We start from the raw sequence: 13570 nt of genomic DNA, 5'->3' as shown, positions 1-13570 counted from the left end.
GTTAACCGGCCAGGCTGCTCTGGTGCAGGCGCCCGGCGCCACGCATGCTCCTCAGCGCGGCCAGGTTCCGGCAGGCGAAGGTGGGGTGGGGCGCGCCCACCGCCAGCGCGGCGATATAGCCGGCTGCTGGCTCGAAGCCGTGCAGCGTCCACGCGGCCAGTGCCGGCGCCGGCGCCGCATGCCAGTGCAATTGCGCCGGCGCGCCCGCCACCAGGGTCACGTCGAAATTGTCGAGCGGGTGCGACAGGCCGGTGCCAAGCGCCTTGACGGCGGCTTCCTTGCGCGTCCAGCAGCGAAAAAAAGCGTCTTGCTGTTCGCCGGAGGGGAGCGCTGCGAGCGTGGCGCTTTCACGTTTTGAGAAAAACCGCGCCGAGATGTCGAGCATGTCCGGCAGTGCGCGGCTGCGTTCGACATCGACGCCGAGCAGTTCGTGGCGTTCGCTGACGGCGTAGACGATCATCTCGTCGCTATGGGACAGGTTGAAGTGCGGTGCGCGCGGATGGCGCAGCGCACACAGGGCCGGCCGGCCCTGGGGGCCATAGCGAAACTGCAGCGCAGCGGCAGGCAGGCCGAGATAGTGGCCCAGCAAGCGGCGCAGCAGGCCGCGTGCGGTCACGTAACGCACTTTGTCGACGGCGAAACGATAAGCGCCTGCGCGCGCCAGTTCATCCGGGGCCAGGCTGGCCTGCAGGGAGGCCAACTCGCTTGAGAAATCGCCTACGTTGGCGCACCACAGCTGCACCTCATGTTGCGCGAAGCCGGGCTCCGGCAGGGGGCAAGGTGCTACGGAAGGCTTTTCCATCAGGGCCAGTGCGGTTATTGAGAGGCGGTTTGCGCGTGCTACAGCTCTGCCATCTCGGCCAGCTCGGCCAAATCTTCCAACTCGGCCTTCACGCACGCGAGCACCGCCTCGCGTTCTGAATTGATGAAGAAATGGTCGCCCTCGAACCATTGAACCCGGAACGCGGCGCTGGTTTCTTTTTGCCAATACTGCACGTTTTCCGGCACGATATGGTCGTCGCGCTTGCCGGCAAAGACGGTCAACGGCATGCTCAGAGGCTTGCCATCCTGGTAGACGTATTGTTCAACCAGCGCAAAGTCGGCCCGAATCGACGGAGCGAGCAGCGCCATCAGTTCGCGGTTGTCCAATACTTCCTCGGGCGTTCCTTTGTATTCGCGCAGCGCGGCAATCAATTGCGCATCGGGCATGGCGTGCAAGTTTTTTGGCGGTGCGCGATGGCGCGGTGCTTCGGCGCCGGACACGATCACGCGCAGCGGCAGCGGCAAGGCGCGCGCCATCCGATGGCGCGCCAGTTCAAAGGCGATCAAGCCACCCAGGCTATGCCCGAAAAACACGCAGGGCAGCGGCGGCTGGCCGGCCATGGCGGCGCTCAGCTGGTCGAGGAGCGCTGGCATGGAAGTGCAGGGCGTTTCGCTGAACCGGATGCCACGACCCGGCAGTTGAATGGCGCACACTTCCACGTCGGGCGGCAACAGCGCTTGCCACGGCTGGAAAACAGCGGCGCTGCCGCCCGCGTAGGCAAAACAGTAGAGCCGCAGGCGCGGTTGGCAAAAAGGATGGGGGCGGCTGATCAGCCAGCGGCTAGTGGGTTGCATGGGCAAGGTCCAATGGGGCCCGCCGGCGTTGCCAGCCGGGCTGCTGTCGCAGGGAAATGTTCTTATTGCTGCGCGGCGAGCATTTGCTGGCGCAGGGAGAGGGGACGCATATCGGTCCAGACTTCGTTGATGTAGTCCAGGCAATCCTGCTTTTCGCCTTGCTTGCCGACTGCGCGCCAACCGGCGGGAACGTCTTTGTCCACCGGCCAGATTGAATATTGCTCTTCGTGATTGATGACGACTTCAAACAATGGTGCGGCCGGCTCGTTCGCGCTAGACATCTGACACTCCTGGAAAAGACGGTAAAAAAATTATCACATTTGCAATTATGGCTGTTTCCCCAATTTTTGGCAACATTATTTTTATGTTAAAGCATGCGGTTTTTGATGCCGGCAAAGGCGTTTCCCCTGGGCGCCCAGACGTTTCTTTCACAAAAAAATAATGTTGCCAAAAAAATGAGAAGAAGCGATAATTGCCTATGTGATAATTTTTCATCATGCCTTCCAGGATTCCATCAGTGAACTGCCATGTCCCAGCCCCTGATGCGCGCTCCCAGCCTGTTTGAGTCCTACAGTTCGCCACCTCAATCTTCCCCTTGTTTGTTCAGGTCCCGCGGGCCCGGGGGCGAAGGTATTTCTTGTCTTAGGATAGTTGATGACGCTTGTTGATCTCCTCGAAAACACCGCAATGCATGCTGCCGACAAGTGTGTCATACACGTGTCGCGCGATGGCAGTGAAAGCAGGCAGACGTATGCCCAACTCCATGAGCGCGCCAAGCAGACGCTGGCCTTTTTGCAGGGCCACGGCGTATGCCCCGGGCGCATACTGGTGGTGCAGGTGGGCGCGAGTGGCAGGCAGCTCGAGGTATTCTGGGCGTGTGTGCTTGGTGGAATTATCCCGGTGTTGCTGCCGAAGGTCGCGTCGTGGTTGCGCGACACGGAAGCGTCGCGCAAGCTTGGCGGCGTGTGCGACACGCTCGAGCAGCCGTTTATCCTGGTCGACGCCGACCAGGCCGTCAACTACGCCAACGGCGTACTGAATTTCGTGGCAAAGGGCATCGTGGCGATCGCCGACGATCCCGCCCAAGGCCTTGCCGGCGCCGCGCGCCTGCACACGCCGCACCCGGATGAGCTGGCCTATCTGCAGTATTCGTCCGGCTCGACGGGTTTGCCGAAAGGCGTGCGGCTCAGCCATCGCAATATCGTTTGCAACATCGTCGAGATCGCGCAGGCTTCCGCCGCCCACGCGGAAGTCACCGCGCTCAGCTGGATGCCGTATTTTCACGACATGGGACTGGTCGGCTTCCACTTGACGCCGCTGTACCTGGGCATGAACCAGATCAAGATGGAAGCGGCCCATTTCATCGCCGACCCTTTGCTGTGGCTGCGCAAGATCGACCAGCACCGCGCCAACATGATTGGCTGCCCCAACTTTGGGCTGCAGCACGTGCTCGACAAGCTCGGCGCGGCCGACTACGGCCATCTCGACCTGTCATGCATCCGGCTGCTGTACAACGGCGCCGAACCGATTTCGGCGCCCGTCATGCAGCGTTTCATTGCCGAGCTGGCGCCCACCGGTTTTCGCAACACGGCAATGCTGCCGGTGTATGGCATGGCCGAAGCGTGCCTTGCCGTCACCTTCAGCCCGCTGGACGCGGCGCCGCTGGTCCATCAATTCGACCGCAATACCCTGTTTACCGAAGGCGTTGCCGTTCCCGCGCAAGACCAGTTGCCCACGCTGGACTATGTCGATGTCGGCCCGCCCCTGCCGTCGGTCGAACTGCGCATCGTCAATGAGCGCGGCGAGCTGCAGCCAGCACTGCGGCTGGGCGACATCCAGATACGCGGCGTGAGCGTCACCAGCGGCTACCAGGGTCTGGAAGACCGGAACGGGGAATTGTTCACGCACGATGGCTGGTTGCGCACGGGCGACGTCGGCTTTCTGAAAAACGCCCGCTTGATCGTCACCGGCCGCAGCAAGGACGTCATCTTCATCAATGGACGCAACGTCATGACGGCCGACCTGGAGCGGCACCTGGCGCAGTGCTTCGATTTGAAGGAGGGCGAACTGGCCGCGTGCGGCGTCACCCATCCGGACACGGGGCGCGAATGCGTGGTGATGTTCGCCGCCAGCCGCAGCAGAAACGTGCCGTGGGCCAGGCTGCATGAAATGAAACTTGCCGCCGAAGAGTACCTGTCGTTCCCGGTCGATTCAGTGTTGCCCATGAAGCAGCTGCCGCGCACCTCGAGCGGCAAGATCCAGCGCTACAAACTGGCGCAGGAATGGTTGAACGGAGCGCTGGCCGACGCGCGCGATGCCTTCCTGTCCAACGCGCCTGCCGCGACTGTAATGGTCACGCCGGCCGACGACCGGCAGGATGCGATTCGCCGCATCTGGGCCGACGTCTTGCAGTGCGACGTTGCCAGCATCGGCATCGATATGTCGTTCACGGCGCTGGGCGGCACCTCGGTCAAGGCGATTGAAATGCTGGCGCGGCTTGAAGAGCGGTTTGGCCGTATTTTTGGCTACGCGCTGCTGCTCGAATGCCGCACGGTACGCGACGTGGGAGAGTTTATTGCACAGCATGTCGCGCCGCATCTCAGCGTCGTGCCCGAGACTGCTTCCCCGTTGCCCGCAACAGCGCCGGGTCCGCGCGACGAGCACATGCGCATTGCCGTGATCGGCATGTCCGGACGCTTTCCCGGCGCCGCCTCGCTCGATGCGTTCTGGAATAATCTGCGCGACGGCGTGAACGTGGTGCGCGAGGTTCCCCCGCAGCGTTGGCATAGCGACCAGGGCAAGTTTTACATGGGAATGCTGGCCGACGTCGATCTGTTTGCCGCCGATTTTTTTGGCATTGCCGGCGACGAGGCAGCCATTACCGATCCCCAGCAACGCTTGATGCTGGAAGTGGCGTATGAAGCGCTCGACAGCGCCGGCTACAACGGCGTGCGGCTGGACGCAGAGCGCAACGTGGGCGTGTATCTGGGCGTCAGCCACAACAGTTACTTTGAAGAGATCGTGGAGCGGCGCCGCGACGGCGCCTTTGCCGGGTCCGACAACGCCAAATTGATGCCGGCCAACCTGCTCAATATGGTGGCCGCGCGCGTGTCGCACGCGTTGAACCTCAAGGGCCCGGCGCTCACCTTTGACAGCGCGTGCTCGTCGTCGCTGGTGGCGCTGCATCAAGCCTGCAACGACCTGTTGCTCGATAACTGCGACATGGCGATTGCCGGCGGCGTGAATTTGATGCTCACGCCAACCGGACATGAACTGTTCGCGCAGGCCGGCGCGTTGTCGAATGACGGCGTGTGCCGCGCGTTCGACGAAGCGGCCAACGGCATGGTTCCCGGTGAAGGACTGGGCGCGGTGGTGCTGAAGCGGCTAGATCGCGCGCTCGCCGATGGCGACCAGATCGACGCCGTCATTGCCGCCACGTCGATCAATAACGACGGCCGTTCGATCGGCATCATGGCGCCCACGCCGGAGGGCCAGGAAGCCGTCCTGAAAAAGGCCTATGCCAAGGCCGGCATTTCTCCCGCCGCGATCAGCTACATTGAAGCGCATGGCACCAGCACGCCAATCGGCGACCCGATTGAAATGCGCGCCCTGACCAGCGCCTTTGGCGCCGTCGCGCAAGTTGGCACTTGCGGTGTCGGCTCGGTCAAGACGAATATCGGCCATTTGCTGGCCGCGGCCGGCATTGCGGGACTGATCAAGGTCATCCTGGCGCTGCGCCACCAGCAATTGCCGCCGACCTTGAATGTGACGCGGCCCCAGCCGCGCGCCCGCTTTGGCGAAACGCCTTTTTACCTGGTGTCGCACTTGACGCCGTGGCCGCAAGGGCCGGCGCCGCGCTATGCGGGCATCAGCTCGTTTGGTTTTGGCGGCACCAACGCCCACCTCGTGGTGCGCGATCATGTGCAGGCAGTACGCAGTGCGCAGGGTGCAGGCAGCCACCATTTGCTGTGCCTGTCGGCGCGCAATCCGGACGAACTGGCTTTGATGCGCGCCGATTTGCGGGCCCATTTGCGCGCACATCCAGACACGCCCATCGCCGACCTGTGTTTTACGCGCAGTGCGGGACGCCAGCAGTTCAGCGCGCGCCAAGCCTTGATTGTTACAGACGTGGCCGACGCGCTCGCCCAACTGGAAAGCCAGTCATACGTCCCGTGCGAGACATGGTTCAAAAAAGAGCGCGCGAAGATCGCTTTTGCGTTGCGCTGCGGGGAGGCCGACCATGCGGCACTCATTCAAGCGTTCTACCGCGCCCATACGCTTTTCGCGCAAGCCTTCGACAGCTGCATCGATACCTTGCGTATCGTGCGTTCCGAGTCAAGCGATGGGCATGCACTGGCCGAACCAGCTTCACCAGATGCGCTCAAATTTGCGGCGTGCTATGCATTGGCGCGCCTGTGGCTCGGTATCGGGATCAAGCCGACCGTGTTGCTGGCCGCTGACCGGGTGGGCGAACACGTAGCCGCATGCCTTGCCGGCGTGTTCAACCTGCACGATGCGCTGGCGCTGCTGCTTGCACGAAAGTACAAAGTGCAGTTCAATCTGCCGGCCATGGATGTGATATTCGCCGGCGCACCGGCGTTTCCCGCGTCGGCGAACGAGTTGCCCGCGTACTGGGCGGCCAGGGCCGAGAGCGGCATGGCTGGCGGCAGTGACCGGTCGCCTGCGCCGGACGTGCAATTCTGTGTTGCCATTAGTGGCGAAGCGTTGCCCCATCAGGCATTGCTAACCAGTCTGGGCGCATTGTGGCAGCATGGCGCTGCCATCGACTGGCACTGCCTGTACCGTGGCTCGGACGCGCGCATCGCCAACTTGCCGTCGTACCCGATGCAGCGCAGCTCGTACTGGCTTCCTGCGCGCAGCCTGCGCCTGCCTGCCTTGGTTCCGCAAGCGCTTGCCGCGAACGCGCCCGTCGATTGGTCGGCAGCCGGCCGGCCCGGCTCGGACTGGTTTTACCGCGCCACATGGATTGAAACGTTTCTCGTCGATGTCACGCGCGGCGCGCCGCGCCGCGTGCTGGTACTTGGCGCCGACAGCGCGACGGGCGTCGCACTATGCGACGACTTGGAGGCGGCCGGCTGCGATGTCGTACGCGTGGACAGTGCGTTGCTGCCCGAAGGCGCAAACAGCGACGCTTACCAAGCCCTGTTTGCCGGTCCGGAAGGCGCCAGGCTGACCGTGTGCGATGCGCGCTACGGCGAGATAGCGCAAGAACACAACATGGCGGAACACGCCGAAGCGCAACTGTTGGGACTACTCGTTTTGTCGCAAGCGTTGATGGCCCAGCGTGTCAATATCGCCAGGTTCGTCATCGTCACTTCCGGCGCGATGAGCGTGGGTAGCGACGACAGTGCCGTGTCGCCCACAAGCGCGGCGGTGTGGAGTTTTGCGCGCTCACTGGCGCAGGAAACCAGCTGGCTTGATGTGCGTTGTATCGATGCTGGCGCCGGCGGCGACGCCGCGGCGCTGTTGGTGGACAGCGTGCTGTCCGATCAGGCCGCGAAGGTGCAGCAGCGCTTTACCGCGCTACGGGGTGCACGCCGGTTTATCATGGCCATTGAGCAGGCTGCCGCGCCTGCCGTGCCAGCGGCGACGTCGTTCGTCAGCGGCGGCGCCTACCTCATTGCGGGAGGCCTGGGCGGCATCGGCCTTGCATGGTCCGAATGGATGGCGGGGCGCTATCGTCCGACGCTGATCTTGCTCGCGCGCCGCTTGCCGGACGAGCACGCGCGCGAGCGCCTGGCGCGTATCCGGGCGCTGGGCGCGACGGTGCACCTGATCCAGGCCGATATCGCCAATCCTGACGACATGGCGCGCGCCGAACGTGAAATTGCCGCAATCTGCACGCGCCTGGACGGCGTGCTGCACGCGGCCGGTTCGCTGAACGATGTACTGGTACAAAACATGAGCGCCGACGCTTTGCGCGCCGTGCTGGCAAGCAAAGTGCGCGGCAGTGTACTGCTGTATCGCCATACGCGCTCCTTCACGCCGGGCAAATTCATCCTGTTCTCTTCGCTGGTCAGCGTCACGGGCCATGCGGGTCAGGCCAACCACGCAGCGGGCAATGGTTTTCAGGATGCGTTCGCGCGCTGGATGGCGCAGCAGGGGCAGTCCAGCCTGGTGGTAAACTGGGGTTTCTGGGGCGAGGACGGCGTCGTGGCCGACCCGGTCTATATCGCGTTGCTAGCGCGCGAACGCGTCTATCCAATGTCGAGCGCCGCTGCGCTCAATGCCTTTGCCGCAGCGTGCGCAAGCGGCCAGGAACGGGCCATCGTCGCCAATGTCGGCATCGGGTTTTTCGCCGATTTTGGACTCGACCAGCATTTGCTCACGCTCGTGAAATCGTGCGAACGGTACCAGATCAGCGCGCAATTGAAGCAGGACTTGTCGCGTCAAAGCGATCTGGTGCGCCGTTTCGACCAATTGTGCGCCATTTTGGTCGGGCTGGCGCTGCGGCGCGGCGGGGTGCTGGCCGATGGTTCGCCTGCCTTGTCGGTTGACGAGCTATGCCAACGCCTGGGCGCCCGCGCGGACCGCCGTCCCCAGATGAAGCGCATGCTCGATATCTTGCAAGAAGAGCAGTGGGTGAGCAAGGAAACGGACCGGTATCGCTGGAGCAGCAACGTGCTGCCGGACGAGGCCACCGTCCAGGCCGACATCGCCAGGCTGCAGCAAGAGTTTTCCTTCGCTGCCAATGCGATTCTGATGGTGCAGCGCTGCATGGCCGCGTTGCCTGAGGTACTGGCAGGCAAACTGTCGCCCGTGGCGGTGTTGTTCGACAACGGATCAATCACGGAACTGGAAGAGTTCTATAGCCGCTTTCCGGTGCTGGCGCTGGCTAACACCATGGCGGCAAGCACGGTCAGCGCCATTGCCGACAGCCGGCATGACAGCCGGCTGTCCATCCTGGAAGTTGGTTCGGGTACCGGCGCCCTGACCGGCGCGCTGTTGCCCGCGCTGGGCGAGCGCATCGGTCACTATGTCTATTCGGATGTGAGTTCAAGCTTTCTGGCGCACGGACAAAAAAAGTTCGGCGCCTGCGCCGCCTTGCACACGATGATTCTTGACATCGACAAAGATCCTGCAGCGCAAGGCTTGCAAGAAGGCAGTTTCGACGTGGTCGTCGCCGCCAACGTGATCCACGCTTCGCCCGATCTGCGCCGTTCCATCCGGCACCTGCGCAGCACCTTGCGCGAGGGCGGCCACCTGGTGCTGGTCGAAACGGTGGCCCCGAACCGTTTTGCCGATTGCACCGTCGGCCTGCTCGACGGCTGGTGGTCGTTCCGCGATGCCGACTTGCGCGACGGCTATCCGCTCTTGAGCATGCAGCAATGGCAAGTGCTGGTACGCGAAGAAGGCTTTGAGGTCGCAGTGGTGCCCGTGGGCAATCGCGGCGACGCGGCCGATACGGGAACGGCGATCGTGATCGCCCGCAATATGAACCAGTCGGACGCCGCGCCAGGCGCCGCGCACGCTGCGCTGATGATGGCGCCAGCGGCGCCGGTGGCGCGCGCCGTCACCAGGCTGTCGTCTTCCATGTCGGCCCATGAATGTGCGGCGACGCTGCTGGAAAATGAACTGGCGAACCAGGACCTGAAGGTCTCGGATCGCGACGAGTCGCTCTCGATGCTGGGCATCGACTCCCTGGTGACCATGCAAACTGGCAACGCCTTGCAGTCGAAGCTGGGGATCGCACTGCCGCTGTCGCTGTTCTTCGAATACGACACCGTCAATTTGCTGGCTGCCTATCTGGTGGCCGAACATGGCGAGGCGCTTGAACGCTACCTGTCCACCGAGGGCGCGACGAACGAGCGCGAGCACGAGCACGAGCACGACTTGCAGAGCGCCGCGCCGGCGGCGGACTATGAACTGTCGCCCGCGCAGCGGCGCCTGTGGTTCATGGCGCAATTGGAACCGGGCAATCCCTTCTACAACATTCCTGGCGCGGTACAGATTGACGGGCCGCTCGACATTGCTGCCTTCGACAGCGCGCTCAAAGCCATTGTCGCCGCCCAGGAATCGCTGCGCACGCGCTTTGTCGACATGAACGACGAACCGCGCCAGGTGATCGATGAGGCTATCGAGGCAGGCGTGCGCCACGTGGACTTGTCCGCGTTGGCGCCGCACGAACAGCGCGCGGCGCTGGCGCAGTTGCGTACCGACGAGAGCGAGCAAGCATTCGACATGAGCTGCGCGCCCTTGCTCAGGATTACGCTGGTGCGCTTGTCCGTAACATCGCATGTGTTCCTGTATGTGCTGCACCATATCATTGCCGATGGCTGGTCAATGGGCGTGTTTGTACGCCAGATGGCGCACGCCTATAACGTGTTTCATCGCGGCGAAGCGGCTAACCCGATTCAGTTGCCGGTTTTTTACAAGGACTACGCCGTTTGGCAGAACCGCCTGATCCGCGACGGTGCCTGGGATGACCAGCAGCGTTACTGGCAGGCCAGGCTGGCCGGCGAGCTGCCGGTCTTGCAGCTGCCCACCGACTTTCCCCGGCCCGCCATGCAGTCGTATCGCGGCGCGGTCGCGCGCCTTGATATTGATGTGCAGGAAACCGACAGCCTGGTGCAATTGGCGGCCAGTCACAACGTGACGATGTTCATGACGCTGTTGAGCGCGCTGTATGCCGTCTTGCATCATTTGACGCAGCAAAGCGACGTGATCGTCGGCAGCCCGATTGCAGGGCGCAATGCGGCCTCGCTCGAGCCTTTGATCGGCTTGTTCGTCAATGCGCTTGCCTTGCGCGCCGACCTGGGCGGCAATCCGACAGTGAGCCAATTGCTGCATGAGGTGCGGCAAATCGCCACTGAAGCCTACGCCAACCAGGACTTTCCGTTCGACCGCGTGGTGGAGGTTGTCAATCCCGTGCGTGACCTGGCGCGCTCGCCGATTTTCTCGGTGATGTTGATTTACCAGACAGCGCAGATGGAAAGCAATCTGAGTCATATTTTTGACGGCGTCGCGCTCGAGGCCTTGCCCAATGACTGGTTGACGTCCAAGTTCGATCTGCAGTTTTTCATCAAGCAGTCGGCAACGGGACTGGCCATCAGCCTGGAATACAGCACCGACTTGTTTGCAGAGGCAACGGCGCAGCGGTTCCTGTCGTATTTGCACAATACCTTGCGCCAAATGTGCGCAAGCCCTGGCACACGCATCGGCGACCTGTGCCTGCTGTCGGACGCCGAGCAGCGCCACATGCTGGTGGACTGGAATGCCACTGCCGTCAGCTACCCGGCAACCCCGGCGCTGCATCAGCTGTTCGAGGCGCAGGCTGCGCGCACGCCGAACGCCGTCGCGGTGGTCTTTGGCGACGCGCAGTTGACCTATGCCGAGCTCAATGCCAAAGCCAATCAGCTGGCCAATCATCTTGCTGCGGCCGGTGTCGGGCCGGACGTGCTGGTGGCGATCTGCGTCGAGCGTTCGCTGGAGATGGTCATTGGTCTGTTTGCCATCCTGAAGGCGGGCGGCGCTTATGTGCCATTGGATCCGGGCTATCCGAAGGAGCGGCTGGCCTATATGCTGGCCGACGCCAAGCCTGACATGCTGCTCAGCCAGCAGCACTTGAAAACCCTGCTGCCGCCAAGCCAGACGCCGGTGTTTTATCTCGACGCGGACTGGCACACCCTGGCCGCAACCTCGCGCGCCAACCAGCCCAATCGGGTCCACCAGCATCATCTGGCGTACGTCATTTATACGTCTGGCTCCACGGGTAAACCAAAAGGCGTAGGGATCGATCACGCAGGCATTGTCAATCGCCTGTTGTGGATGCAAGAGACCTATGGTTTGACCGAAGCGGACCGGGTTTTGCAAAAAACGCCGTTCAGTTTCGATGTCTCGGTGTGGGAATTCTTTTGGCCGCTGGCCACCGGCGCGCGCCTGATAGTGGCCGCGCCCGGCGGGCACCAGGACCCCGTCTACTTGTCACGGCTGATTGAACAGCAAGCCATCACGACCTTGCATTTCGTCCCGCCCATGCTCGATGTCTTCCTGGACGCCGTGGAGCTGGAACGTTGCCGCTCCCTCAAGCGGGTGCTGTGCAGTGGGCAAGCTTTGCCATTCGACTTGCAGCAGCGCTTCTTCAAGCAGTTCCAGCATGTTGAGCTGCACAATCTGTACGGGCCAACCGAAGCGTCGATTGACGTGACGGCCTGGGCTTGCGAGCGCGACAGTGCAAGCAACGTGGTGCCTATCGGGCGCCCGATTGCCAACACGCAGATGTACATCCTCGACCAGCACTTCAATCCGGTTCCGGTGGGCGTTGCCGGTCAGCTGCACATTGCCGGCATTGGTCTAGCGCGCGGCTACCTTGGTCGGCCTGACCTGACGGCCGAAAAATTCATTCCAGATCCGTTTTCCGCCGTGCCTGGCGCGCGCATGTACTGCTCGGGCGACCTGGCGAGCTATCGCGACGATGGCGCGATTACCTATATCGGCCGGATCGATGACCAGTTCAAGATTCGCGGCTTTCGCATCGAACTGGCGGAAGTGGAGGGCGCGCTGTGCAACTTGCCTGGCGTTGCGGCCGCGCTTGCCGATGTGCGGGACGATGGCCAGGGCGAGCAGGTGCTGGTCGCCTACATCGTGGGACGCGATGCGGATCTGCCGCTGGCGGCGCTGCGCGCAGCCTTGCGTGACAGCTTGCCCGAGTACATGATTCCGACGCGCTGGATGGCATTGCCGCAGTTGCCCTTGACGCCGAACGGCAAGATCGACCGGGCCGCGCTGGCGCTGCCGCAGATCGAACGCGCCGAGTTCGCCTTGCCGCTGACCGACTGCGAATGCCGCATCGCGCTCATCTGGAAAGATGTGCTGGGCATCGATACCATCGGCCGCCACGACAATTTCTTTACGCTGGGCGGGCACTCGCTGCTGGCGGTACCGGTGGTGTCGCGCACCAGCAAGGAAATGGGCGTCGAGATTGCGCTGCGGCAGTTATACATCACCCCGACGCTGTCGCAATTCGCCGAGGCTGTCATGAATGCCAGCGCCGGCGGAGTTGCTCATGTTGATGATGCTGAACTGGAAGGGGAGCTGTCAGCCCACGACAACGTCACGCCAACGCCGGTTGCGTTGCCAGTGGCCGCAACGGCCCGCGCCGCTGGCAGGCGCCGCATGGGTTGGCGCGCCGGCCTGGATCAGTTGCGCCTGTCGCTCAGTTTCCTCATCGCGCTGGTGGCGGGCTTGATCATGACGCTGTGCTATCTGGCGTGCAAGCAGGTGTGGCCAGGGGGCGCGCGCTGGCTGCGCGCGAACCTGCCGCGCATGATCGGGCAGGGGATCCTGAAAGGCAGCGGCATTCGCATCGTGCTCGAAGGACGGGAGAATCTGCCCGACCCGGACTCGGCCTTCGTACTGATGGCCAATCACAAGAGCATTTTCGACGGCTATTTACTGCTGTCGTCCTTGCCCTTCGTGTACAAATGGTTTTCGGCCGACGACAACCACTTGCAGCGCCAAAAGAAATTGCATATCGTTCAGTGGATGATCGAAGTGTGCGATCTCGTCTTCACGCACTACAAGGATGACGCAACAAAAACGTTCGAGGAGTTTCAGCTTGCCCAGAAACATTTGGAAAATGGCGGACGCGTTCTGTTTTCGCCGGAAGGCGGCATCAGCAAGGGCGATGCGATTGCCAAGATTGGCGACGCGTGTTGCCGGATCGTGCTGAACGCGGCCGTGCCGGTGGTGCCGATTGCGATCCTCAATTCCGCCTCGTTGATCGATACCCAAAGGAACGTCTACACGCCGGGCACCATCGTGATCCGGATCGGCCGCCCGCTTTATCCGGAGCAATTGCCGGATCAAGTGCAACTCCTGTCCGAACATATCCGGCACGTGATGCAGCAGTTGGCGTCAAGTAAGCGGGACGGTGCTGCCGGTTTGCCCTTGGACGGTACCCGGGGCGGATAGCACGCGGCACGGCGGCGAT

5 protein-coding genes are annotated in these 13570 nt (G+C 62.7%); 1 reads left to right on the top strand and 4 read right to left on the bottom strand.

Annotated features, from left to right (window positions below; all coding sequences use genetic code 11):
* Nucleotide 1: 1 nt before the first annotated feature.
* From ACP7D4_RS21710 to ACP7D4_RS21695, 4 genes are all read right to left on the bottom strand, one after another.
* The gene (locus ACP7D4_RS21710) at nucleotides 2-802 is read right to left on the bottom strand and encodes a 4'-phosphopantetheinyl transferase family protein (protein ID WP_426211261.1); all 801 of its coding nucleotides are present in this window, start codon (nucleotides 800-802) and stop codon (nucleotides 2-4) included.
* A 38-nt stretch (nucleotides 803-840) separates the two neighbouring features.
* Nucleotides 841-1617, bottom strand: coding sequence for a thioesterase II family protein (locus ACP7D4_RS21705; RefSeq protein ID WP_426105161.1), 777 nt, complete (start codon nucleotides 1615-1617; stop codon nucleotides 841-843).
* A 62-nt stretch (nucleotides 1618-1679) separates the two neighbouring features.
* Nucleotides 1680-1898: an MbtH family protein gene (locus ACP7D4_RS21700; RefSeq protein WP_426105159.1), complete on the bottom strand. Its 219-nt coding sequence runs from the start codon at nucleotides 1896-1898 to the stop codon at nucleotides 1680-1682.
* A complete protein-coding gene (locus ACP7D4_RS21695; protein ID WP_426211260.1) occupies nucleotides 1891-2112 on the bottom strand; it encodes a hypothetical protein in 222 nt (73 codons plus the stop codon). Before ACP7D4_RS21695 ends, ACP7D4_RS21700 begins: the two co-directional genes overlap by 8 nt.
* 159 nt (nucleotides 2113-2271) lie before the next feature.
* On the opposite strand from ACP7D4_RS21695, the gene ACP7D4_RS21690 reads away from it, so the two are divergent.
* Nucleotides 2272-13551 carry an amino acid adenylation domain-containing protein gene (locus ACP7D4_RS21690; RefSeq protein ID WP_426211258.1) on the top strand — a complete coding sequence of 3760 codons (11280 nt, stop codon included), beginning with the start codon at nucleotides 2272-2274 and terminating at the stop codon, nucleotides 13549-13551.
* Nucleotides 13552-13570: the final 19 nt, after the last annotated feature.

The organism is Massilia sp. TWP1-3-3, assembly GCF_049897805.1.
In the GTDB taxonomy this organism is placed as follows: domain Bacteria; phylum Pseudomonadota; class Gammaproteobacteria; order Burkholderiales; family Burkholderiaceae_D; genus Telluria_A.
Note: the sequence above shows the minus strand (reverse complement) of the source record. Positions and strands in the feature narration are given on the sequence as shown.